At 63.4% G+C, this 24,366-nt stretch carries 20 protein-coding genes and 1 other RNA gene; 11 read left to right on the top strand and 10 right to left on the bottom strand.

Annotated features, from left to right (window positions below; translation table 11 throughout):
- Window positions 1-70 precede the first annotated feature (70 nt).
- Window positions 71-1,495: a type I glutamate--ammonia ligase gene (gene glnA / locus ABIB56_RS00450; RefSeq protein WP_354566759.1), complete on the top strand. Its 1,425-nt coding sequence runs from the start codon at window positions 71-73 to the stop codon at window positions 1,493-1,495.
- Window positions 1,496-1,544: 49 nt separating this feature from the next.
- On the opposite strand, the gene ABIB56_RS00445 is transcribed toward glnA, so the two are convergent.
- A complete protein-coding gene (locus tag ABIB56_RS00445; RefSeq protein WP_354566757.1) occupies window positions 1,545-1,844 on the bottom strand; it encodes a transcriptional regulator in 300 nt (99 codons plus the stop codon).
- A complete protein-coding gene (locus ABIB56_RS00440) occupies window positions 1,837-2,481 on the bottom strand; it encodes a hypothetical protein (protein WP_354566755.1) in 645 nt (214 codons plus the stop codon). Before ABIB56_RS00440 ends, ABIB56_RS00445 begins: the two co-directional genes overlap by 8 nt.
- 50 nt (window positions 2,482-2,531) lie before the next feature.
- On the opposite strand from ABIB56_RS00440, the gene ABIB56_RS00435 reads away from it, so the two are divergent.
- The gene (locus ABIB56_RS00435) at window positions 2,532-3,119 is read left to right on the top strand and encodes an RDD family protein (protein ID WP_354566754.1); all 588 of its coding nucleotides are present in this window, start codon (window positions 2,532-2,534) and stop codon (window positions 3,117-3,119) included.
- On the opposite strand, the gene ABIB56_RS00430 is transcribed toward ABIB56_RS00435, so the two are convergent.
- The 5 genes from ABIB56_RS00430 to ABIB56_RS00410 form a co-directional block, all read right to left on the bottom strand.
- The gene (locus ABIB56_RS00430) at window positions 3,113-4,555 is read right to left on the bottom strand and encodes a UDP-glucose dehydrogenase family protein (protein WP_354566752.1); all 1,443 of its coding nucleotides are present in this window, start codon (window positions 4,553-4,555) and stop codon (window positions 3,113-3,115) included. The genes ABIB56_RS00435 and ABIB56_RS00430 overlap by 7 nt on opposite strands.
- A 32-nt stretch (window positions 4,556-4,587) precedes the next feature.
- Complete coding sequence (locus ABIB56_RS00425) at window positions 4,588-6,000, bottom strand: glycosyl hydrolase (protein WP_354566751.1); 1,413 nt, start codon at window positions 5,998-6,000, stop codon at window positions 4,588-4,590.
- The gene (locus tag ABIB56_RS00420; RefSeq protein WP_354566750.1) at window positions 5,987-7,510 is read right to left on the bottom strand and encodes a glycosyltransferase; all 1,524 of its coding nucleotides are present in this window, start codon (window positions 7,508-7,510) and stop codon (window positions 5,987-5,989) included. The genes ABIB56_RS00425 and ABIB56_RS00420 overlap by 14 nt, the downstream gene beginning before the upstream one ends.
- A gap of 509 nt (window positions 7,511-8,019) precedes the next feature.
- Window positions 8,020-10,977 carry a bifunctional [glutamine synthetase] adenylyltransferase/[glutamine synthetase]-adenylyl-L-tyrosine phosphorylase gene (locus ABIB56_RS00415; protein WP_354566749.1) on the bottom strand — a complete coding sequence of 986 codons (2,958 nt, stop codon included), beginning with the start codon at window positions 10,975-10,977 and terminating at the stop codon, window positions 8,020-8,022.
- A gap of 18 nt (window positions 10,978-10,995) precedes the next feature.
- Window positions 10,996-12,351 (bottom strand): glutamine synthetase family protein, encoded by a 1,356-nt coding sequence (locus ABIB56_RS00410; protein WP_354566748.1) that lies wholly within the window; start codon window positions 12,349-12,351, stop codon window positions 10,996-10,998.
- Window positions 12,352-12,459: 108 nt separating this feature from the next.
- Here ABIB56_RS00410 and panB point away from each other — a divergent pair, with 108 nt between their 5' ends.
- Window positions 12,460-13,311: a 3-methyl-2-oxobutanoate hydroxymethyltransferase gene (gene panB / locus ABIB56_RS00405; protein WP_354566747.1), complete on the top strand. Its 852-nt coding sequence runs from the start codon at window positions 12,460-12,462 to the stop codon at window positions 13,309-13,311.
- 4 nt (window positions 13,312-13,315) lie between these two features.
- Here panB and ABIB56_RS00400 read toward each other — a convergent pair whose 3' ends face one another.
- Entirely contained in the window at window positions 13,316-13,486 is a 171-nt protein-coding gene (locus ABIB56_RS00400) for a methionine aminopeptidase (protein WP_354566746.1), read from the bottom strand.
- 32 nt (window positions 13,487-13,518) lie between these two features.
- On the opposite strand from ABIB56_RS00400, the gene map reads away from it, so the two are divergent.
- The 8 genes from map (at window position 13,519) to ABIB56_RS00360 (ending at window position 23,183) form a co-directional block, all read left to right on the top strand.
- Window positions 13,519-14,385, top strand: coding sequence for a type I methionyl aminopeptidase (gene map, locus ABIB56_RS00395; protein ID WP_354566745.1), 867 nt, complete (start codon window positions 13,519-13,521; stop codon window positions 14,383-14,385).
- A gap of 46 nt (window positions 14,386-14,431) precedes the next feature.
- Window positions 14,432-15,181 (top strand): polyphosphate--glucose phosphotransferase, encoded by a 750-nt coding sequence (ppgK, locus tag ABIB56_RS00390; protein ID WP_354566744.1) that lies wholly within the window; start codon window positions 14,432-14,434, stop codon window positions 15,179-15,181.
- A 240-nt stretch (window positions 15,182-15,421) separates the two neighbouring features.
- Complete coding sequence (gene kdpF, locus ABIB56_RS00385) at window positions 15,422-15,511, top strand: K(+)-transporting ATPase subunit F (RefSeq protein ID WP_354566743.1); 90 nt, start codon at window positions 15,422-15,424, stop codon at window positions 15,509-15,511.
- Window positions 15,511-17,187, top strand: coding sequence for a potassium-transporting ATPase subunit KdpA (gene kdpA, locus ABIB56_RS00380; protein WP_354566742.1), 1,677 nt, complete (start codon window positions 15,511-15,513; stop codon window positions 17,185-17,187). The genes kdpF and kdpA overlap by 1 nt, the downstream gene beginning before the upstream one ends.
- A 2-nt stretch (window positions 17,188-17,189) precedes the next feature.
- Entirely contained in the window at window positions 17,190-19,346 is a 2,157-nt protein-coding gene (gene kdpB / locus ABIB56_RS00375; RefSeq protein WP_354566741.1) for a potassium-transporting ATPase subunit KdpB, read from the top strand.
- A 28-nt stretch (window positions 19,347-19,374) separates the two neighbouring features.
- Window positions 19,375-19,986 carry a potassium-transporting ATPase subunit KdpC gene (gene kdpC / locus ABIB56_RS00370; RefSeq protein WP_354566740.1) on the top strand — a complete coding sequence of 204 codons (612 nt, stop codon included), beginning with the start codon at window positions 19,375-19,377 and terminating at the stop codon, window positions 19,984-19,986.
- Window positions 19,987-19,989: 3 nt separating this feature from the next.
- Window positions 19,990-22,491, top strand: a complete 2,502-nt coding sequence (locus ABIB56_RS00365) for a DUF4118 domain-containing protein (protein WP_354566738.1) — start codon at window positions 19,990-19,992, stop codon at window positions 22,489-22,491.
- Window positions 22,491-23,183 carry a response regulator gene (locus ABIB56_RS00360; RefSeq protein ID WP_354566737.1) on the top strand — a complete coding sequence of 231 codons (693 nt, stop codon included), beginning with the start codon at window positions 22,491-22,493 and terminating at the stop codon, window positions 23,181-23,183. Before ABIB56_RS00365 ends, ABIB56_RS00360 begins: the two co-directional genes overlap by 1 nt.
- 25 nt (window positions 23,184-23,208) lie before the next feature.
- Here ABIB56_RS00360 and rnpB read toward each other — a convergent pair.
- Both rnpB and ABIB56_RS00350 read right to left on the bottom strand, forming a co-directional pair.
- Window positions 23,209-23,590, bottom strand: an RNA gene (rnpB, locus tag ABIB56_RS00355) — RNase P RNA component class A.
- A 22-nt stretch (window positions 23,591-23,612) separates the two neighbouring features.
- Window positions 23,613-24,353 carry a zinc ribbon domain-containing protein gene (locus ABIB56_RS00350; RefSeq protein ID WP_354566736.1) on the bottom strand — a complete coding sequence of 247 codons (741 nt, stop codon included), beginning with the start codon at window positions 24,351-24,353 and terminating at the stop codon, window positions 23,613-23,615.
- Window positions 24,354-24,366 lie beyond the last annotated feature (13 nt).

Here is a 24,366-nt window from a genome sequence, read left to right as displayed (position 1 = left end):
TCCCCACGTCTAACCTCACAATGGCTGCGTTTGCCGCCGTACCAGTACCAAGCTCATTGGAGTCCTTCACATGTTCAGTGATTCTTCAGAGGTGCTCAAGTTCATCAAGGACAATGACATCAAGTTCCTTGATATTCGCTTCACCGATCTTCCCGGTGTGCAGCAGCACTTCAACATTCCCGCCTCCACCGTCGACGAAGAGTTCTTCTCCGTCGGCCAGCTTTTCGATGGTTCCTCCATCCGCGGCTTCGCATCGATTCACGAATCGGACATGCAGCTCATCCCGGACGTAACCACCGCGTACGTCGACCCCTTCCGCAACGAGAAGACGCTGATCATGGTCTTCGACATTTATAACCCGCGCAATGGTGAGATCTACGCTCGCGACCCGCGCCAGGTTGCTAAGAAAGCGGAGAAGTATCTCGCCTCCACCGGCATCGCCGACACCGCATTCTTCGCCCCAGAGGCCGAGTTCTACATCTTCGACGATGTGCGTTACGACGTCAGCCAGAACTCCAGCTCCTACTTCGTGGACTCTGAAGAGGGCGCATGGAACTCCGGACGGGTCGAAGAGGGCGGCAACCTCGCCAACAAGACTCCCTACAAGGGCGGCTATTTCCCGGTTAGCCCTGTCGACAAGCAGGCCGACCTCCGCGACGACATCAGCCTCAAGCTGATCGACGCAGGACTGATCCTCGAACGCGCTCACCATGAGGTGGGCACCGGCGGCCAGGCAGAGATCAACTACCGCTTCGATACGATGGTGCACGCGGCCGACGACATCCTCAAGTTCAAGTACATCGTCAAGAACACGGCGCTCGAATGGGGCAAGGTCGCGACCTTCATGCCGAAGCCGCTGTTCGGTGACAACGGATCGGGCATGCACACGCACCAGTCGCTCTGGGCCGACGGCAGTCCGCTGTTCTACGACGAGAAGGGCTACGGCGGACTGAGCGACATCGCACGCTGGTACATCGGCGGACTGCTCAAGCACGCTCCGGCTGTGCTCGCGTTCACCAACCCGACGCTCAACTCCTACCGTCGCCTGATCCCCGGCTTCGAAGCCCCGGTCAACCTGGTCTACTCGGCCGGTAACCGCTCAGCCTCGATCCGAATCCCGATCACGGGCACCAATCCGAAGGCGAAGCGCATCGAGTTCCGCGCGCCCGACGCGTCAGGCAACCCGTACCTCGCCTTCGCGGCACAGCTCATGGCGGGCCTCGACGGCATCAGGAACCGCATCGAGCCCCACGAGCCCGTCGACAAGGACCTCTACGAGCTTCCTCCAGAGGAGGCGAAGAACATCCCGCAGGTTCCCGCCTCGCTCGAAGAGGCGCTCGTCGCCCTCGAGAAAGACCACGAGTTCCTCACCGCGGGCAACGTGTTCACGCCAGACCTGATCCAGACCTGGATCTCGTACAAGCGCGAGAAGGAGATCATCCCGGCCGCCCAGCGTCCGCACCCCTTCGAGTACGAGCTGTACTTCAGCGTCTAACAGCGTCGACAAACGATGGCCGTACCCTCCCGGGTGCGGCCGTCGTCCGTTAAGAAGCGGATGCTTCGAGCAGCGTCATGAGGGCAACGCGATAGGCGCGGAATGCGGTGCGGCCCTCAGGGCTGAGCCCGAGGTAGGTCACGGGAGAACGACCGGCATGAGCCTTGGTGACCGTGACGTAGCCGGCATCCTCCAGTTTCCTGAGATGTGTCGCCAGATTGCCGCTGGTCATCTCGAGCACGTCCTGCAGTCGCGGGAAAGCGATCGAATCGCCGACGCCAAGGGTGTCGAGAACCGTGACGACACGCAAGCGCGCCTGGGCGTGAATGACCGGATCGAGTTCATCCATTGTCGACAGTCCAGAGAGCCGACGACAGCACGTTCGGACGAACGGCTGCGACCACTACGGTCGCGACGAAGGATGTGCCCGCGATACAGGCAATCACCAACAGGTTGAACGGGGTGGGCGCGATGAGGCTTCCGAATGCCGCCAGCAGAATCGCGGCTCCCATCACCAGGCTGTTGCGATCGTTGAAGATGGCGGCAGCGGAGAAATAGAGGATGCCGAGCACGAGGCAGGCGACCGCCGGAAAATAAAGCATCAGGACGACGGGCGTCGCGCCCTCGAGACCGAGCCGCAGGCCGATCACCGTGAGAATCACGAAGCCAAGGCCGTTAGCGGCGCCGAAGATCCCTCCCTGGACGGTGGAGGGACCCTTAAGGCCCGCGCCACTTCTTACTCCCGTCACGGTACCTACGATCATCGCGACGACGAAGAGCGCCGTGGCAACGACAGTGGCCACCCAGAGCGGCAGCGCCGATCCCGGCAGGAACGCGAGAAACAGCACAAACGGAGCGACAAGCCAAAAAGTGCCCCAGATTCCATTGAGGAGAACCAGGTTCGGGGTGAGTACGCGAACCGCACGCTCTCTATCCCGGTCTATTCCCTCGAGTATCTCCGCCAACGTGCTCGACTCGTCCGTCATGATCTTCGACCTCCCGTTGCACTGCTTTGCGTTACAAAGTAGTTTGCAATGTGAAAAAAGGCAAGCATGAAACGACATTGGTGCGACGGATCGCCGCACTACTGCTCGACTACCTGGCGATCCTCGCCTGGATAGCCATACTGCTCGTCGCTACCGTGACGATCGACTTCGCCCTGTTCGGGCGCATCCCCGACCTGCTCGGTGACGTAGGGATCGCTGCCAGTGAGGCCATTGGATTCACCTGCCTCACGCTGCCTGTGGGTCTCTACCTCTTCCTGACCGAGTCAGGCAGCGCTCAGGCGACATGGGGCAAAAGACGAATGCGACTGAGTGTCCCGCGTGGACGGCAGTGCGCCATCCCACTCCCCGGTGCTCCTGCGGACCGTCATCAAACTGCTGCCATGGGAGTTCGCCCACTTCTTTGTGTTCCAGGCCGCCTGGTATTGGATTCACGCCGGCGTACCCGACGTGCCGGCTGGATCGCCGCTGGACTGACAGCGGCCAACATCATCCCCGTGTTCTCTCTGGCCATGGTGATTCTTACGCCGTCGCGGCAGGGCCCGCACGACTTCGCGGCCGGCACGCGGGTGAGCTGGACCCCGAACGACGATCGGGGCCCAGCTCGACAATCTCAGTGAGCGCCGACCAGGGCGGCAGGCTTACGTGCAAGGCGGGATGCCGGGTACTCGAAGGCGGGCGCTGGCGACGTGCCGAGCCCGGTCAGCAGCCATCCGGCCGCCCTCCACTTCTCAGCGTCCAGGCAGTTGCGGGCATCGATGACAATCGGAGACGCCACCAGCTCGATCAGCTCCGTCGGATCGCTCGCCGCGAATTCCTTCCACTCGGTGAGCACGAGCACCGCATCGGACCCCGAGACCGCTTCGCGCACGGAGTCCGCATAGGTGAGCGTCGGGAACATCCGCTGCGCTGTCTCGTTGGCTTCGGGATCGTAGATCACGACCTGTGCGCCCCGCAGATGGAGGGCCGCGGCCACGTTCAGTGCCGGCGAATCGCGCACATCGTCGGTAAGCGGCTTGAAGGCTGCGCCCAGCACGCCGATGCGGCGGTTGAGCACGGAGCCGCCGCAGGCCTCGATCGCGAGATCGATCACCCGCTGTCGCTGGGACATGTTGATCTCATCCACCTGCTGCAGTAGCGACGCGGCCTTGCGGGCACCGAGTTCGCTCGATCGGTGGATGAGCGCACGGATATCTTTCGGCAGGCATCCCCCACCGAATCCAAGGCCGGCATTCAGGAACTGTCGCCCGATCCGCACGTCGTAACCGAGAGCGTCAGCCAGCACCTTGACGTCGGCTCCCGCTGCTTCGCACACTTCGGCGATCGCGTTGATGAAGGAGATCTTCGTGGCCAGGAAGGCGTTCGCGCTCACCTTCACCAGTTCCGCGGTCGGCAGGTCGCAGACGACGATCGGCGTGCCAGTGGAGAGCGGACCGGCGTAGACCTCGCGCATCAGCGCTTCCGAGCGGTCGCTCGTGCCGCCGATGACGATGCGGTCGGGTGTGAGCGTGTCTTCGACAGCTTTGCCTTCGCGCAGGAACTCCGGGTTCCAGATGAGTTCCACGTCGATACCGTCGGGCACATTCTCCGCGACAAGCGCACGGAGCTTCTCCCCCGTCCCCACCGGCACCGTCGACTTCCCCACGATGATGCCGTCATGCGTCATGTTACGTGCCACCTGCCTCGTCGCCTCTTCGACATAGCTGAGGTTGGCCGCGTTGCTGCCGCGCTGCTGCGGGGTTCCCACGCAGATGAAGTGCACATCCGAGAAGGCCGTGGCCTCCGCGATATCCGTTGTGAAGCGCAGGCGACCGCTCTCCACGTGCCGCTTGATCAGCTCCGGCAGCCCTGGTTCGAAGAACGGAACCCTGCCTTCGCTGAGCGCTGTGGCCTTCGCCGCATCGTTGTCCACACCGATGACCTCGAACCCCATCTCGGCCATCGCCGCGGCGTGTGTCGCACCGAGATACCCGGTACCGATCACGCTAATGCGGGGAGACTGCGGCGGGTGTTCTGCGGAGACGATCGGCTGCTGCTCTTCTTCGTTCTTCTTCATGGTGTCCTCCTGATCGTGGTTGTGGACGAAAGTCAATTGGGGGTGAGTACGAACCGGCTGCCCGGCATAGTCAGCCCCGCGGCGAAGGCTGCGAGACTGTCCGGACGGGATTCGATGCGCCAATCATTGGTGGCCAGCTCCCCCTCCGTGTAGGTGGTCACGGCGAGGTTGAACCAGGAGAATCCGATGATGTCCCTGTTCTCCGGTTTAGCGAGTGCCGTGAAGAAACTCGTGATCCAGCCGGCCTTGTGGCCGCCGGTTTCGGATGCCCCGACCTCCGCGAGGAAGATCTGTTTGGCAGTGATCTTCCGCAACTCCTTGAGGCTCGACCCAAAGGTGTAGTCGAAAGTGAAGTCGTTGTCCTGCTTGTAGGCCGGACGCAGGTATCCGGAAAGTCCCACCAGGTCTACGTACTGGTCGCCTGGATAGAGACCGTTGAGATAGGCGCTGGTCTTGTGGCTGGCCGGAAGATTGTTCACGATGTTCGGTGCCCAGATCCAGACGACGAGACTGTTCGCACCTTCCTGCTCGAAGACGTCGTGCACGTGCTGCCACATCTTCGCGTAGTCGCCCACGCGGTTGCCGTTGATCGGGTTACCGTTTCCGTCGACCTCCGACCAGGGGTACCAGATCCCATTCATCTCGTGATCGAGACGGATGCCGAGTGGTAGACCTGTCGCCACGACATCCCTGGCGTACTGGTGCAGGTAGGCGTCATAGCGACCGGCGACTCCGGCAGCGGTGTCCCCGATGATCTGCGGGAGTGTGTAGTCCGGCTCCTCCAGCTGGCCGTTACCGGAGCCGATCGGGCGCGACTCCCAGGTGAGAATCGGGAGGCTGTTGCGCTTCCAGGCCGAGGTGACCGCATCACCCCGGTAGGTCTGGTCCCAGCCGCCGAAGTATCCGACGACGTTGGGAGCGCTGCCGATCCTGGCCGCAGTCGCGTCGTAGCTGGCGAAGTTGAACGGTGCCTGCTCTGTGTAGAGGCCGAAATACGGGGATGTCGGATTGAGGATCTGCGCCTTAGACGGGGCCGAGACCACTGCCGCAACTGCGCTACCGGATGGTTTCCTGGTCGGAGCCTTCGCCGGCTTACCGGACGCCGCCGCCGCATCGAGCTGCCCCTGCGCTGACCAGAGTTGCTGCTGGATCTCCGCCAGCTGCACCTTGGTTGCGGTGAGATTGCCTTTACTGCCGTCGAGCTGCTTCTGCAGCGCGACCACCTGGCTGAGTAGCGAATTGCGTTCCTTCACCACCTTGTCCATGGCAGTCGGTTGGTTCGAGATGGATGCGATGGCCTGGTTCACCGGGTTTGCCGGCGAATTCCATACGATTACGCTCGTCGCCAGGAGCGCGAGCACGATAGCCGCTGCTCCGACGGCGGTGAGACGGGCGCGGGCGCTGGAGAGCGCCCACCAGCTGCGTGTGCGATTAGTAATTGACAATGAAGAAAGCCTCCAGCGCGAAAATGGTGAGCCCGATCACGTAAGGCCAGGCTGCCTTGGGGTTGAGACGACGACGCTTGGGTGCCTGCGGCACGGCGACTCTGGTGGCCGCGGCGCGACGAGGTGACGCCTCGAGCACGGCAGACGTGTGCGAATTGGACGAAAGCGGGCGGTAGTCGAGCTCGGTCGATTCGTCGCGGTATTCGGTCTCGTCGACGAGAGGGTCCTGGCCCAGTTGCTCCATCAGCGAGTCGTTCGAGGAACCACCGCCGTAAGCGCCCGCGCGGGTTCCCCAGCCGCTCGCGTGGCCCATCCGAAAAAATCCGATCAACCGCACCGGCATCAGGAACAGCGTCGAAACGATGATGAAGATCGGGAGGCGGAAAAAGTCGGTCGGCTTCTCGGAGAGATGACGGATCTGTCGGATAGCCATGCTGAGCACCGAGGAGACGATCATGAGGCCAATCACCAACGCGACTCCGCTCTGGACGCCGTATTCCTTGAGTATGCCTTCGTAGAAGTTGTAGCCCTGGCCGGTGAACGCCCGGTAAACCCAGCCACCGATGACCCCGGCGAGAAGGAACGGCAGGATGATGTCCATCACGAAGAAGAGCGCGAGCACCGGCGCGTGGCCGAGCATCCATGGCAGCATCCGCAGCGTGTTGTACTGACTGCCGCGCGCCCAGCGCAGTTGCTGCTTGAACAGTTTTTTGATCTGCAGTGGCGCATCCGTGTAGACCAGCGAGGTGTACTGGTACACCGTGCGGTAGCCCTCTTTGAGGGTCAGGTTCGTCAGGGTGCGGTCGTCGCTCACTTCAAGGAAGACTCCCATGAACCGCTCGGTCATGAATTTATCCATCACGCGCACCAGGATCGAACGTCGGAAGGCGATGGTGCGTCCCGGAAGGCATCCGACCTGGCCGAGGACGCTCTGGGCCGGCATCGAGTAGAGAGCCCGCGAGTTCTCCAACCAATCGGCCCAGCGGGTGATCCAGCTGCGTTCGGGCTCGAGGATGCGCTGGCGGGTGGTGACGCCCCCGATGGAGTCGTCGGCGAAAGGTTTTACGAGTTCGGAGAGAGTGTTGTCAGTCCAGACAGTGTCCGAGTCCACGAGTACCGTGATCTCGCCGTTCGACATCTCGGTGCCGATCATCACCGCGTTGCGCTTGCCGGGAATCGGGGTGTGAACCCAGCGCACCAGTGGGCCGAACTCCTCACAGACCTCCTGGAGCGGGAGGTTCACCGCGCCGTTGATAACCACAATGATCTCCCCCGGCTGTTGCTCGACCATGCGACCGAGCACGTCACGGAACAGATCGAGCGGCTCGTCGACCACCGGCACGACGACACTCGTCGTTCCGTCGAAGGTGCCTTTATAGGGCTTATAGCGACTCGAGATGATGAGTTTAATCAGCCACAGAGCCCAGATGAGCCCCGAATAGACCGCGAAGGTATAGACCTCCGGATGGCCCTCGATCATGTGCCGAATTTGCAGGATGAAAATGAACACTGGTGCCTCGTTCGCTGCGACTGTGCTGACTTCCGCGACACTGAGGAATTGGTCATTTCTTCGGGTGGTTTGATTATTGACATGGACAGGAAGCGGACGCAAGCGGGCTGCAACGCGCACTCCCGCATCGAGTCGGAGCTTGCGATTTTTGCTCACGCAATGGTGTCGGCACTTAGGCCGACGTACCCCGTGACGGCATAAGTGCGGACAGCGCGTGGGGTCCGAACAATTCGCTGCCTACAACGTATGAGAATCGATCTGCTCGACTAATATGCAGGTCAGAAGGTTGCTTCGGTACCCGGAGATCCTTGGATTAACGCTTCCACGCATCGCAGACCGAACGCCGGAATCCGTGGGTTGTACCTCGACGGGGTCCGAGCTGACCTATGGAATGGGGTACAAAGAACCCTCATTCGGGGTACGCGATCGAGCACCTCAAGTTGGGTCAAAATTAACCTGCAGGAAACGTTCTCCCGACCCGAAACGGGTCGGGAGTCATGATCAGGGAGTCAGGCCGTGGTCGGCGCCGGATGCTCGTCGGAGCCGTAGAAACGCTTCTCGAAGACGGCGCGAGCCAATCGCGTGACGCGCAGATAGTCCTCTTCGAGCTGGGTCGCGGATCCTGGCGGATACTCGAGCACACGAGCGACGCCCTCGAGCTGCTGGCGATCGGTCGGCAGCACGTCGGTGGTGCGCGCCGACCACAGGGTGATGGCCGAGCGGGCCCGGGAGGCGAGTACCCATGCGTCGCGGAGCTTCGCTGCCTCGGCGGGCAGAATATATCCCTCCGTGCACGCGACATGGAGCGCCGTCAGCGTCGAGGTCGTCCGGAGTCCCGGGATCTTGACACCGTTCTGCAGTTGGATCAACTGCACGAACCACTCGACGTCGCTGAGCGAACCGCGTCCGAGTTTCAGGTGCCGTGATGGATCCGCCGCCTGCGGTAGTCGCTCCGACTCCACCCTGGCCTTGATCCGCTTGACCTCGCGCACGTCTTTGTCCGGGATCGCTCTGGGAAAACGGACCATGTCGGCGAGCGTTTCGAAATCGGTCATGAGGGTGACATCCCCCACGGCAGCACGGGCGCGGAGCAGGGCTTGCGCCTCCCAGGTCAGCGACCAGCGCTCGTAGTAGGCGCGATAGGAGTCGAGCGAGCGAACGACGGCGCCATTCTTGCCCTCCGGCCTCAGATGGATGTCCAGGTCGAGCGGCAGTCTGAGATCCTCGGTCAATCGGGCGAGTTCAGCGACGATCGCCCGCGCCCGGGACTGTGCCTCGTCATCGCCGGCCGTCGTCGAACGGTAGACGTACATGACATCCGCATCCGAGCCGAAACCGAGTTCCTGTCCTCCATACCGTCCCATGGCGATGATCGCAAACTCGATGCCATCGTCGGAGCTGCGGATGGCGCGGAGCACTCCGGCGAGCAGGGTCGTGGTGATATCGGAGAGCGCCCGACCCAGCTCCTCGACATCGATCACGCCGAGAATCGCCGAGATCGCCAGGCGGAGCACTTCCCGCCTCCTGGCGGTTCGCAGTGCAAGGGCTGCCGCTGCCGGATCGTCGTGGCGGGCTACCGTGGCGAAGGCCTCGTCGAGGAGGGCCTCGGCGGTTCTCGGACGAAGTTCCTCCTCGCGGTCGACCCAGGCGGCGGCCTCGGGTATCCGCTCGAGAAGCACTCCGACGAATCGTGAACTCGACAGCACGTTCGTCAGTCGTTTGGCCGCGCCAGACGAATCGCGCAACATCCGCAGGAACCAGTACGACTCACCGAGATCGTCGCTGAGTTTGCGGAAGGCCAGGAGACCGTAGTCCGGATCGGCACCGTCGGCGAACCATTGCAGCATCACGGGAAGGAGGTGGCGCTGGATGGCTGCACGCCGTGACACACCCGACGTGAGCGCGCCGATATGAGCGAGAGCTCCACGTGGGTCCAGGAATCCGATTGCCGCGAGACGCGCGACAGCCTGGTCGCTGCTGAGGGCGAATCCTTCCTCCGGCAGAGCCGCCACCGCCGAGAGCAGCGGGCGGTAGAACAGCCGTTCGTGCAGGCTGCGCACCTCGATCTTGGTTCTGGTCCACTGTTCGGTGAGGTCGGCGGCGCTTGTCGCCAGTCCACTCGCTCGAGCGAGCACGCGCAGGGCGTCGGAGTCGCTCGGCATCAGGTGGGTCCGCCGCAGTTGGGAGAGCTGCAGGCGATGTTCGAGCAGCCGGAGGAAGCGGTAGTCGCGAGAGAACTTGGCAGCTTCAACCCGACCGATGTAACCCTGTTCGGCCAGAGACGCCAGGGCGGATAGCGTGGCCCGCTGCCGCACCACGTCATCGGTCTGGCCGTGGACGAGCTGGAGCAACTGGATGGTGAATTCCACGTCACGCAGGCCGCCCGGCCCGAGTTTGAGCTGGTAGTCCAGTTCTTCGCTCGGAATGTTGTCGGTGACGCGCTCCCGCATTCGCTGAACCCCCTCGACGAAGTTCTCTCGCGAGGCGCTGCTCCACACCTTCGGTGCGACGCTTTGCACGTAGCGCTCCCCCAGCTCGCGATCGCCGGCCAGCGGTCGCGCCTTGAGCAGTGCCTGGAACTCCCAGCTCTTCGCCCAGCGGTCGTAATAGGCGAGGTGGGATTCGAGAGTTCGCACGAGAGCGCCGTCTTTGCCTTCCGGGCGCAGGTTGGCGTCGACCTCCCAGAGTTCCGGTTCCATGGCCAGATCGTGGATGCCGTGCATCGTCGCCATGGCCAGTCGCGTCGCGATCTCCACGGCCCTGTCGTCCGACAGGCCGTCGGCACCCTCTGCGACGAAAATCACGTCGACATCGCTCACATAGTTGAGTTCTCGCGCTCCGGCCTTACCCATACCGATGATCGCGAGGCGGGTCGCGGCGACGTCGTCGGCCGCGAAGCTGCTGTAGCGCTTCGCGACGAACAGGGAGGCGTTGAGAGCGGCGGCCGCGAGGTCGGCGAGCGCCGCGGCGACACGATCGAGGGCGGCGAGTGGATCGGCCTGGCCGAGGTCCCATGCCGCCAGCTGGGCGAGATGACGGCGATAGCGGATGCGGAAGGCGTTCCACGATGCCTCTTCGGTGCCCGTCTCACGATCACTGACCGCGGCGAGCAGGTCATCGCTGTACCACTCGGCAGAGAGCGGACCGGCGAAAGGCTCGGCCAGGGCGACCAACTCCTCCGGTCGCCGCAGGAAGAAGTCCGCCAGTCCGCGCGACGCTCCGAGAACACGGATGAGGCGGTGGCCGGCGTCCGAGTCGCGCAGAAGTGCACTGACCTCGTCCGGCGACTGCCTCAGGAGCTCGAGGAGGCATCGCAGCGCCTGGTCCGGATCCGCTGCGTCGGCGAAGAACTGCAGCAACTCGCCGGCCCGCTCCTCACCGAGCTCGGCAAGCAGTCCGGTCGTGGAGTCTAGCTCTGCGAAGCCGAGTCTCGCCAACTCGGTCAGAGTGGTCTGTGCGCGCGCCATAACGTCACCGCGATCCGGTTACAGCATCTCCAGGTTGCTCTTGAGTTCGTAAGGAGTGACCTGGGCACGATACTCGCGCCATTCCTGCCGCTTGTTCAGAAGAACGAAGTTGAATACCTGCTCGCCGAGGGTCTCTGCAACGAGTTCCGAATCCTCCATGAGCGACACGGCATGGTCGAGGCTCGCAGGAAGCTGGTTGTAACCCAGCGCGCGCCGCTCGGCGTCGGAGAGTTCCCAGACGTTGTCCTCGGCCTCCGCCGGAAGCTCGTAGCCTTCCTCGATGCCTTTGAGACCGGCGGCGAGCAGTAGAGAGAAGGCCAGATAGGGGTTTGCGGCCGAGTCGATCGCACGATACTCAACGCGCGCACTTTGACCCTTGTTCGGCTTATAGAGGGGTACCCGCACCAGGGCGGAGCGGTTGTTGTGCCCCCAGGTGACGAAGCTCGGCGCCTCGCCGAGCTTGTTCTGCGATGCACCGCCCCAGAGACGCTTGTAGGAGTTGACGAACTGGTTGGTGACGGCGGTGATCTCCGGCGCATGCCTGAGTAGTCCGGCGATGAACTGGCGGCCGATCTTGGAGAGCTGGTACTGGCCGCCCGCGTCGAAGAACGCGTTCGAGTCGCCCTCGAAGAGCGACATGTGAGTATGCATTCCGGAGCCCGGCTCGCCGGACAGCGGCTTCGGCATGAAGGTCGCGTAGACGCCCTGCTCGATCGCCACCTCCTTCACCACCGTGCGGAAGGTCATGATGTTGTCGGCAGTGGTGAGGGCGTCCGCGTAGCGCAGGTCGATCTCGTTCTGGCCGGGGCCAGCCTCGTGGTGGCTGAACTCCACGGAGATGCCGAGGTCTTCCAGCATCCGCACGGAGCGGCGACGGAAGTCGTGCGCGGTACCGCCAGGCACGTTGTCGAAGTAACCCGCGCGGTCGACGGGCTCTGGACCCTCCGTGCCGAACTGTGCGCTCTTCAGGAGGTAGAACTCGACCTCTGGATGCGTGTAGAACGTGAAGCCGCGCTCAGCAGCCGTCGCGAGCGTGCGCTTGAGTACATTGCGCGGGTCTGCCACAGCAGGCTGGCCATCAGGAGTGGTGATGTCGCAGAACATGCGGGCTGTCGGGTCGATCTCCCCGCGCCACGGCAGGATCTGGAAGGTCGCAGGGTCCGGATGCGCGAGCACGTCGGCCTCATAGGAGCGGGTGAGCCCCTCGATGGCGGACCCGTCGAACCCGAGTCCCTCCGCGAAAGCACCCTCGACCTCTGCCGGAGCGATCGCGACCGATTTCAGCGTACCGACGACATCGGTGAACCAGAGGCGGATGAACTTGACGCCACGCTCTTCGATAGTGCGGAGAACGAAGTCACGCTGCTTGTCCATTTGCTCCTCTAACTGGTTCGTCCAGGCCGTTCGATCTCGACGATTCGGCCCGACTATTAGGCTAGTGGCTCTGCCTCGACTCCGCTCCATCCTGAGTAGGCTTCAGGCATGACCGACCCCACCGCTGCGGCGACGCAGGCGAATACAGTGCCACCCAACCACAAACGCGTTCGTACCAGGCACTTTCAGAGTGCCAAAGAGAACGGCGTGAAAATCACCGGCCTCACCAGCTACGACCAGCTGACGGCATCCATCTTCGACGCGGCGGGAATCGACTTTTTGCTCGTCGGCGACTCGGCTGGCAACAACGTGCTCGGCTACGACACGACCCTCCCGGTGAAAGTCGACGACCTCATCCCGCTCACGCGCGCCGTCGCTGGTGCCGTATCGCGGGCCTTCGTCGTCGCCGACATGCCTTTCGGCTCCTACGAGACGGGGCCGGACGAAGCCCTGCACACAGCCTTCCGTTTCATGAAGGAGACGCACGCCCACGCTGTCAAGCTCGAGGGCGGCGTGCGCAGCGCGGAGCAGATCCGCCGCATCGTCTCAGCCGGCATCCCGGTCATGGCGCACATCGGATTCACGCCGCAGAGCGAGCATGGGCTCGGCGGACACATCATTCAGGGCCGGGGGGAGGGCGCAGAACAGCTGCTCGCCGACGCCCACGCGGTCGAAGAAGCCGGCGCCTTCGCCGTTGTGCTCGAGATGGTTCCGTCGCATGTGGCGGAGCAGGTCACCAGGGAACTCCGAATCCCCACCATCGGGGTTGGGGCGGGCCCCCACGTCGATGGACAGCTGCTGGTCTGGACCGACTGGGCCGGCCTCACGACGGGTCGCATCCCGAAGTTCGTGAAGAAGTACGCGAACCTCAGCGAGGTGCTCACGGACGCGGTGAAGAGCTATATCTCAGACGTGTCCGACCACGCATACCCTGCCCCGGAACATGAGTACGAGGACTGACTAATTAGTCGTTCCTGGCGTCGTCCTCGGCCCATTTGCGCGAGCGTTCGGCGATGATCTCCGGCGCCCGAGCGGCATCTTCCTTCGATTCGAAGGGGCCATCGACCTCTGAGGCGAGCGACTGCCTGCCCTCTTCGACCTCGCCAGTTCGGTTGTTGTAGTACCACTCGGTCATGAAGACTCCCATCGCCAACTAAAATCGATCCTATGCCCAGGGATTCGAGCGGACACCTCGTACCGGGACACGTCTCTCCCCGGCGATCGGTGCCGCAGCACATCCCGCGTCCAGAGTACGTCGGCAAGGCGGCTCCTTCGCGGTTCGCCGGGTCAGACATCTATTCGCCTGAGGCGGTCGCGCGCATCCGTGAGTCGGGCAGGATCGCCGCCGATGCCATCGCCCTTGTCGGTGCCAGCGTGCGACCAGGCGTCACGACCGATGAGTTGGACGCGATCGGCCACGACTACATGGTCGCCAATGACGCCTATCCCTCGACCCTCGGCTATCGCGGCTATCCCAAGTCGCTGTGTAGTTCGGTGAACGAGGTGATCTGCCATGGCATCCCGGATGACACGGTGCTGGAAGACGGCGACATCGTCAACATCGACATCACTGCTTTCAAGAACGGCGTGCACGGCGACAGCAACCGGACATTCACCGTCGGAGAGGTGACTACGGAAATCGCAGACCTGGTCGATCGCACCCGTGAGTCACTCAACCGCGGCATCAAGGCCGTGGCCCCCGGACGCCAGGTGAATGTGATCGGCCGCGCTATCGAGTCCTACGCTCGCCGCTTCGATTATGGCGTGGTGCGTGATTTTACCGGTCATGGCGTCGGCGAGGCCTTCCACTCCGGGCTGATCATCCCGCACTACGACTCGGCCCCGCAGTACTCGACAGAGATCGAGCTCGGTATGGTCTTCACCATCGAGCCCATGCTGACCCTCGGTTCGATCGAGTGGGAGATATGGGCGGATGACTGGACCATCGTGACCAAGGATCGCAGTATCACCGCGCAATTCGAGCACACCATGGTCGTGACGGAGTATGGCGCAGAAGTCCTCACGCTCCTCTAATCTCAGACAACGACGGATTCGGCACAACACGCAGAAAGAATGACGCATGGCTAACAAGGCAGTAGGCATCGACATCGGCGGAACCGGCATCAAAGGAGCTGTGGTCGACGTGTCCAACGGAAAACTGCTGAGCGATCGCGTGAAGATCCCGACGCCGGTGGGCGGCGAGCCTGACGCAATCGTCGAGACCGTGCAGCAGATCATCAAGAAGCTCGGCGGCGTCGACAAGAAGGAGCCGGTGGGCGTCTGCTTCCCCGCGGTGGTGGTCAATGGCACCACACTGTCCGCCGCCAACGTGTCGAAGAGCTGGATCGGCCTGGAAGCCGAGAAGCTGTTCGAGAAGAGCCTCGGCTGCGACATCCGGTTCGTTAACGATGCGGATGCCGCCGGCTATGCCGAGACCCTCTACGGTGCAGCGGAAAAGGCCAAGGGCCTCATCATCATGACGACCCTCGGCACCGGGATCGGCACCGCCATCATCTACAAGGGTGTGCTGGTGCCGAACGCTGAACTCGGACACATCGAGTTGGAGGGCGTGGACTACGAGACGAAGGCCTCCTATGCGGCCAAGGAACGTGAAGACCTGAGTTGGGGCGACTGGGCGGCCCGCCTGCAGAAGTACTACTCCGCTCTCGAGGCGTATTTTCACCCCGACCTGTTCATCGTCGGCGGAGGCGTCTCGAAGGAGTACAAGGACTTCCTCCCCCTGCTGAAACTCGACACCCCCATCGTGCCGGCCACCCTGCGCAACAACGCCGGGATTCTCGGCGCCGCCGCCTTGGCCGCAGGAAAATAGCCTCCGCAGCAGTGCGACGCGTTAGCGTTTGATCCCTCGCCGTTAGGGATCCGTTAGGGCGCGGTATTCGTAGCGCCCTCGGGTGTGGACTCTTCCTTCGTACAGGAATGTCGCTGCGTGCCCGCTTGGCCGCAGTCGGTCGCTTCAGCGGAGGATTCTTTTGCTTGATCTCGTCTATCTGATTGGCGTGGTAGCTCTTTTCGCTATCGTCGCCCTTGTGGCCTGGGGGGTCGAGAAGCTGTGATCTTCCTCACCATCCTCAGCCTCGTGCTCGGAGTCGCCGCGCTGGTCTATCTGGTCTTCGCGCTGATCAAGCCGGAGCGCTTCTAATGAGTAACTCCTGGCTATTCATTTTGCAGGTCGCGACCCTCACGCTCGTTCTCGGACTGATCTATCGTCCCCTCGGCGACTACATGGCTCGCGTCTACACCGGCCGGAAGAACTTGGCCCTCGAACGCGGCTTCTACCGACTGGTCGGCGTTAATGCCTCTTCAGAGCAGACCTGGTCGGTGTACCTGCGCAGTGTGCTCGCATTCTCGGCGATCGGCGTGCTCCTCGTTTACCTTGTGCAGCGGATCCAGGAGATCCTGCCCTACTCCCTCGGCCTGCCGCCTGTTGAGCAGTCACTGGCCTGGAACACCGCGATCTCCTTCGTCACCAATACGAACTGGCAGTCCTACTCTCCCGAACTGACCATGGGATACACCGTGCAGCTCGTGGGCCTCGCCGTGCAGAACTTCGTGTCGGCCGCCGTCGGCATCGCCGTAGCCATCGCTCTCATCCGGGGGCTCGCTGCCCGCAGGTCCAGGACAATCGGCAACTTCTGGGTGGATCTCACTCGTGGTGTCGTCCGCATCCTGCTACCGCTCTCGCTGGTGGCTGCCGTCGTGCTGATCATCGGTGGCGTCATCCAGAACTTCTCCGGCTTCCAGCATGTGGCGACGCTCACCGGTGGGGCGCAGTCGATCCCTGGCGGTCCCGTCGCATCCCAGGAGGCGATCAAGCTCCTCGGCACCAACGGCGGCGGCTTCTTCAACGTCAACTCTGCACACCCCTTCGAGAACCCGAACGCATGGACGAACCTCTTCGAGATCGTGCTCATGCTGGCGATACCGTTCTCCCTCGCCCGCACCTTCGGGCGGATGGTCAACGATCACCGCCAGGGCTACGCGATCCTCTCCGTCATGGGCATCATCTGGATCGTCTCCGCCTCCCTCCTGACCCTGCTGGAGTCGCTGGGCAACGGAACAGCAAGCCAGCTGGCCGGCGGAGCTATGGAGGGCAAAGAAACCCGGTTCGGCATCGTTGGATCGACGATCTTCGGATCGACCAGCACCCTCACATCGACGGGTGCGGTCAACTCGATGCACGACAGCTTCACCTCCCTCGGCGGTGGTCTCGCCATGGTCAACATGATGCTCGGCGAAGTTGCTCCGGGAGGTGTGGGAGCGGGTATCTACGGCATCCTCATCATGGCGATCATCGCCGTCTTCGTGGCCGGCCTGATGGTCGGTCGCACACCGGAGTACCTGGGCAAGAAGATCGGGGCGCGGGAGATCAAACTCGCCAGCCTCTACATCCTGACGACGCCGACCATTGTCCTCGCCGGCACGGCGCTCAGCTTCGCGATACCGGCGGTGCGTGAATCGGTGGTCGGAACCTCCATGGCCAATAGCGGCCTTCACGGATATTCGGAAGTGCTCTACGCCTTTACCTCGGCGGGAAATAACAACGGATCGGCGTTCGCCGGAATCACCGCGAACACCCCGTGGTTCAACACTGCTCTCGGTGTGGCCATGCTCCTCGGACGTTTCCTCCCGATCGTGTTCGTGCTCGCCCTTGCCGGATCATTCGCCGCTCAGGACAAGATTCCGACAACCGCGGGTACGCTGCCAACCCATCGTCCGCAGTTCATCGGGCTGCTCATCGGAACTGTCGTCATCGTCTCCGCACTCACCTATCTCCCCGTTCTAGCGCTAGGCCCCCTGGCAGAAGGACTCAAGTAGTCATGTCAACCACACTCATCACGCCCACCGGAACACCCGCGGCGAGCACTCGCAAGAAGTCGTCGGCGTTCAGTGCCCGACAGCTGGTGGCCGGCCTGCCCGGCGCCTTCCGCAAGCTCGATCCGCGGCTCATGTGGCGCAATCCCGTCATGTTCGTCGTCGAAGTCGGAGCTGCTCTCACCACCGTTCTCGCTCTCGCACAGCCGTTTCTCGGCGAGTCGACTACCTCAACTGCCTCCCCCACCTCGCTCGCCTTCATCTGGGCGATTGCGGTTTGGCTCTGGCTCACGGTTCTCTTCGCGAACATGGCGGAATCTGTGGCTGAGGGGCGCGGAAAGGCCCAGGCTAAGAGTCTCCGCGACAGCCGCACCAGCACCATGGCGAACAAGGTCACCTCCTACGACGAGGCGACGGATGTCGGTGCAGAACGGGCGACGATCGCCCAGGTAGCCTCGGCAGAGTTAACCCTTGGCGACACCGTCGTCGTATCGGCCGGAGAGCCCATTCCCGGCGACGGGGACATTATCTGGGGAATCGCATCGGTGGACGAGTCGGCGATCACCGGAGAATCGGCACCGGTCGTGCGTGAATCCGGCGGAGATCGCAGTGCCGTCACCGGTGGCACCCGCGTACTCTCCGACCGAATCGTGGTGCGGATCACCAGCCGTCCTGGTGAGACGTTCGTCGATCGCATGATCAAGCTCGTCGAGGGTGCGTCCCGGCAGAAGACCCCGAACGAGATCGCGCTCAACATCCTGTTGGCGAGTCTCACGATTATCTTCGTGATCGTTGTGCTCATTATCAATCCGATTGCGGACTACTCACACGCCTCGCAGAGCATTCCCGTACTCGTCGCACTTCTGGTGTGCCTGATCCCCACCACCATCGGCGCGCTGCTCTCCGCGATCGGCATCGCCGGTATGGACCGCCTCGTGCAGCACAACGTGCTGGCTATGTCCGGACGAGCCGTCGAGGCAGCGGGAGACGTGACAACCCTGCTGCTCGACAAGACAGGCACCATCACCTACGGCAATCGTCGCGCTGCCGAGTTCGCGGCCCTGACCGGGGTGAGTATGGAGCGGCTGGCCACAGCCGCCGCGACATCTTCGCTCAGCGATCCGACGCCGGAGGGCAAATCGATCCTCGACCTGGCGAACGAGCAGGGTTTCGCGATCCCGTCCTCCGTCGAGGGCACCGTGGTCCCCTTCACCGCGCAGACCAGAATGAGCGGTGTCGACTACGCCGACGGCAGCCAGGTGCGCAAGGGCGCCGGGTCGATGGTCGCCGGCTGGGTCGGCTCGCTCGGATCGAGGGAGCAGCAGGAGCTCGATGAGATCGTCACCCGTATCTCGGAGGCCGGTGGCACACCGCTCGTCGTGGCCGAGAGGAACGCCGAGGCTGCGGCATCGGGCGGAGCTGGTCAGGTACTCGGTGTCGTCTACCTCAAAGACATCGTCAAGGCCGGTCTCGCCGAACGCTTCGCCGACCTCCGCCGGATGGGCATCCGCACCGTGATGATCACGGGAGACAACCCGCTCACCGCGAAGGCAATAGCCGCCGAGGCCGGCGTCGACGATTTCCTCGCCGAGGCGACGCCGGAAGACAAGATGGAGTTGATCAAACGCGAGCAGCAGGGCGGCAACCTCGTCGCGATGACCGGTGATGGAACCAACGATGCTCCAGCGCTCGCCCAGGCGGATGTCGGGGTCGCGATGAACACCGGAACCTCGGCCGCGAAGGAGGCCGGCAACATGGTCGACCTCGATTCCGACCCGACGAAGCTGATCGACATCGTCGCCATCGGAAAGCAGCTGCTCATCACCCGCGGCTCACTCACGACGTTTTCAATCGCCAACGACGTCGCCAAGTACTTCGCCATCATCCCCGCGATGTTCGTGGCGAGTTACCCAGGCCTTGCGGCGCTGAACTTCATGCACCTGCACTCCCCGGCATCGGCCATCCTGTCGGCCGTCGTGTTCAATGCGCTGATCATCCTGGTGCTGATCCCGCTCGCACTGCGCGGCGTGAAGTACCGGGCCACCTCGGTCTCGAGCATCCTCGGCCGGAACCTCTGGATTTATGGCGCCGGCGGCCTGATCGCCCCCTTCATCGGCATCAAGGTCATTGACCTTGTGATCTCGCTGATCCCCGGCTTCTAAGCACCACAGAATCGAAACGGATAAGAAAATGAGTCAACTACGCGGCACCACCCGGCAGTACTGGGTCGCCATCAGGGCGATGATCGTGCTCACGATCGCCCTCGGAATTGTCTACCCGCTGGTCGTCACCGGCATCGGACAGCTGGCCCCGGCGCAGGCCGGAGGATCGCTCGTGCACGTCGATGGCACGGCTGTCGGCTCGAGCCTCATCGGCCAGAGTTTCACCGATAAGAAGGGCACGGCCCTTCCACAATGGTTCCAGTCCCGTCCGTCCGCGGCAGGCGCCGGCTACGACGGAGGAGCGTCGAGCGGAAGCAACCAGGGCACCGAGAGCAAGGACCTGATCAGGACGATCAAGGACCGACAGGCCGCCATCGCCAAGAGCGACGGCGTGGCCGTGGGAGCGATCCCCGCCGAGGCGGTAACCGCATCTGGTTCCGGACTCGATCCGCAGATCAGCCCGGAGTACGCTCGAGAACAGGTGGCCCGCGTCACCACCACCAGAGGACTCGAGGAGTCGGATGTCGCAGCTCTCATCGAATCGATGGTGCGAGGCCGTGCACTCGGCTACCTCGGCGACCCGACAGTCAACGTGCTTCAGCTCAACATCGCCCTCGCTCAACTGGACCGGAACGACTAGCGCGTGAACGCGGGGTTCCTGCAGGTCTATCTCGGCGCTGCTCCGGGTGTGGGCAAGACATTCTCGATGCTCGAGGAGGGTCGGCGGCTCCAGGAGCAGGGCCATGATGTCGTTGTCGGACTCGTCGAAACCCACGGACGCGAGGAGACGGCCCGCATGACCGAGGGGCTTGAAATCCTGCCGCGGCGGGCAGTTGAACATCGGTTGGTGCAACTCGAGGAATTCGACCTTGACGGTCTGCTTGCGCGGCATCCGGAATGGGCGTTGATCGACGAACTCGCTCACACGAATGCGCCGGGTTCCGCTCACCTGAAGCGCTGGGAGGATGTGCGGCAGCTCCTGGATGCCGGCATCAACGTGATCTCGACAGTCAACATCCAGCACATCGAGTCGCTCAACGACGTGGTGCAGTCGATCACCGGCGTGACCCAGCGCGAGACGATCCCGGATTCCGTGCTGCGCGCCGCGGACCAGATCGAAGTGGTCGACCTCGCCCCTGAGGCCCTTCGCACCCGCCTCTCCGGCGGAAAAGTCTATCCGGCCGGCACTATCGACGCCGCCCTCTCCAACTACTTTCGCCTCGGCAACCTCACTGCCCTCCGCGAACTCGCGTTGCTCTGGCTGGCCGACGAGGTGGATGTCGCGCTCCAGTCCTATCGCAACGAGCACGGCATCACCGGCAAATGGGAAGCTCGAGAGAGGGTGGTTGTCGCTCTGCCGGGCGGCGCAGAGGGCGAGACCTTGATCCGCCGCGGTGCGCGGATCGCGGCTCGATCCAGCGGCGGCCAGTTGCTCGTCGTGCACGTGGCCAGTTCCGATGGGCTGGCCGAGGCGAATCCGGCCGCCCTCGTCGCTCAGCGGTCCCTCGCCGAAAGCCTCGGCGGCAGCTATCACCAGGTGATTGGCGACAACACGCCGACTTCGCTCGTTGAGTTCGCCCGCGGCGTTAACGCCACGCAGTTGGTGATCGGTGTCAGCCGCCGCAGCCGACTCACTGCTTTCCTCACCGGCCAGGGCATCGGGCAGACGGTGATCCGCGCTTCCGGCGACATCGACGTACATATCGTCTCGCACGCGGCAGCTGGCACCGTGCAATTGCCCAAGTCGCGCGGATCGTTGACGCTGCGCCGCAGGCTGATCGGCTTCGCGTTGGCCATCGGCGGACTCCCCTTGCTCACCTGGCTGCTGAGCTCTCTGCGCAACGGTGAATCGCTGGTAAGCGACGTGCTTGCCTTTCAACTGCTGGTGGTCATCGTGGCCCTGGTCGGCGGCATCTGGCCGGCCGTCACCGCCGCCGTCATCGCCGGAGTCGCCCTTGACTTCTTCTTCGTCGCCCCCCTCTACACCGTCACTATCAATGACCCGCTGCATCTGCTCGCGCTCCTGATCTTCCTCATCATCGCCATCCTGGTGAGCCTCGTGGTCGACCAGGCGGCGAGCCGCAGCCGCGCGGCCCGACGTTCGGCCGCGGAGGCTGAGACCCTCGCGAATGTCGCGGGAAGCATCATCCGCGGCGAGAACGCCGTTGAAGCACTGGCCAACCGCATGCGCGAGGTCTTCGGGATGAGCAGTATCACCGTCACCTACCGGGGTGCGCAGCTCTATGAGGCCGGCGCGGTAGCTGGCGGCCCGGAGGTTCCTCGCACCGTGGTGGAGCTGAGCGCCAGCGGAAGCGTCGTGTTGCGTGGACGCGACCTGCAAGCCTCCGACCGGCGGATACTCGACGCTTTCGTCTCGCAGATCGAAGTGGCGCTCGTGCAGCGCGAGCTCCGGACGGCCGCGCAAGGCATCCGCCCGCTCGAAGAGGCCGATCGACTGCGCACTGCACTGCTGGCGGCAGTGGGTCACGACCTCCGCACGCCGCTCTCCTCCGCCACCGCAGCGGTCTCCAGCCTGCGCAGCACCGATGTCACCTGGAGTGAACAGGATCGTGATGAGCTGCTGGCCACCGCCGAGCTGTCCCTGCGCCGCCTCGCCGATCTCGTGAATGACCTGCTCGACGCCAGCAGGCTGCAGGCGGGGGTGCTCCCCATCTCGCTCTCCACCGTCGGACTGGACGAGATCGTTCCGCTCGCACTCGACGAACTTGACGTGCCTTTCGGACGCATCAGTGTGGATGTCGCCCCGGACCTCCCCGCGACCAGATGCGACCCCGTGCTCGTGCAGCGAGTACTGGTGAACCTCATCGCGAACGCCCTGCGCTACTCGCCCGACGAAGCACCGCTGCTCATCACGGCGAGCAGTTTCGGCGGCCGCGTCGAGCTTCGCGTGATCGATCGCGGTCCTGGTATCCCGCAGGCAAAGCTCTCCGAGGCTTTCCAGCCCTTCCAGCGCCTCGGCGATACTGACAACTCAAGCGGTGTCGGGCTCGGGCTGGCACTGTCCAACGGCTTCATGGGGGCGATGGGTGGTGCTCTGGAGGCGGAGGACACTCCCGGCGGCGGACTCACCATGGTGATTTCGCTGCCAGCTGTCAACGCATCCTCAATGGGAGGAAAGGTCTGATGCGCATACTGGTGGTCGATGACGACGCGCAGATCCTCAAGGCGCTCCGCATCAACCTGGTTGCTCGTGGCTACGACGTGTCACTCGCCAGGTCAGGGCCGGAGGCACTTGATGTCGCGGCGAAATTGAAACCCGAACTCGTGGTGCTCGACCTCGGCCTGCCGGGGTTCAGCGGCATCCAGGTGATCGAGGGGCTTCGCGGCTGGACGGACGTGCCGATCCTCGTCGTGAGCGGCCGCTCGGATTCCGCCGACAAGGTCGACGCCCTCGATGCAGGCGCCGACGACTACGTCACGAAGCCATTCGCTATCGACGAATTGCTCGCCCGTATCCGTGCTCTCAGCCGCCGTTTGCTCGCCGAGCCGGAGGAACCGATCACCAGCTTCGGCGATATCACTGTCGATCTCGCGACTCACATCGTCACCAGGACGGATGCCGAGGGGCTCGGCACCGCTGTCAAGCTCACCCCCACCGAATGGCACATTCTCGAGGTTCTGGTGCGCAATCCTCGCCGGCTCGTGACCAAGCATCATCTGCTCACCACCGTGTGGGGGCCGGCCTATGGGAACGAGGACGGCTACCTTCGGCTCTACCTCGCGCAGTTGCGCAAGAAACTCGAACCGGAGCCATCCCGACCTCGCTATCTGCTCACCGAGCCCGGCATGGGCTACCGGTTCTCGCCGGACGCCTAACGTAGTCCGTTTCCCAGCTGGGAAGCGAATGGGCCGGCTGTTACGCCGGGTTCTGTCCCGGTACTCGCGTACCTTCGACGGTCATCTATCTACGATGTACGTTGCCGCACACCTCTAGCGGTCTACCCGGAAACTGGGCGAGCCGCCCGTAACGTTTCCTGTTCGACCTTGCTCCGGGCGAGGTTTACCTAGCCGACCCGATCACGCGGGCCGCTGGTGGTCTCTTACACCACCGTTTCACCCTTACCGCTGTGCGTCGCCTCTCGGAAACAGCACAGTGGCGGTCTGCTTTCTGTTGCACTTTCTCGCGGGTTACCCCGGGTGGGTGTTACCCACCGCCCTGCTCTGTGGAGCCCGGACGTTCCTCGGCGCTTCTCTCGAAGCGACGCGACCGTCTTGCCGACCCATTCAGCGCAAGCTTAGCCGTGCCTAGAGCCCGGATTCGGAGGTACGCACCAGGATCGCGTTGCTGTCCGGACACAGCACCACGTCATCAGGAGCTGCGGCCCGGATAACGGCCATGTCGCTCTCGTTCAACTTCACACCGCTCGCGCCGGATACGCCGCCGCGCAGCAGCGATGCGCCCGCGCCGTAGCGCTGGCGCTGGCGTTCGTAGAGGGCGAGCAGGTCTTCTGGCAGCTTGCTCGCGATGGTGGAACGGTTGGCCTCGGAGTGGGTGCGCTCACTGGTGATGGTCCCGAGAGCGGCATCCCGTTCCGCCGTGACCTCCGTGATCGTGGCCTGAAGCGCATCGCTCGTCGCGCGGAGTTCGGCTGTTGCGGCTTCGAGGCCTTCGAGTCGCTCCATCACCGTCAGTTCGATCTCTTCGAGGTCAAGCTGGCGCTTGCGAAGGCCGGCAAGCTCGCTCTCGAGGCCCGCGACATCCTTGACAGAGGACGATCCCTGGAGACGATCGGTGTCGCGTTTGACGCGGGCCTCCACGACGGCGACATCGCTTTCGATGCGCGACAGTTCCAACTGTGCATCCTCGACGGCGCCCGTGGCGCTGAGGCGTTCGACGCGCAGCGCGTCGGCGTCACTGGAGAGTCCAGCGAGCGTGGAACCCTCCGGCAGGGTCCTGGCCCTGTGGTCGAGCTGCTGCAGACGGGTATCGATGGCCTGGAGTTCCAGGAGATGCGCCTGGTCGTCGGGACTGGCTTTCAGTGGCATGTGGCCCTCACTT

Source organism: Glaciihabitans sp. UYNi722 (assembly GCF_040549465.1).
In the GTDB taxonomy this organism is placed as follows: domain Bacteria; phylum Actinomycetota; class Actinomycetes; order Actinomycetales; family Microbacteriaceae; genus Lacisediminihabitans.
This window is presented reverse-complemented; position numbering and strand designations above follow the sequence as displayed.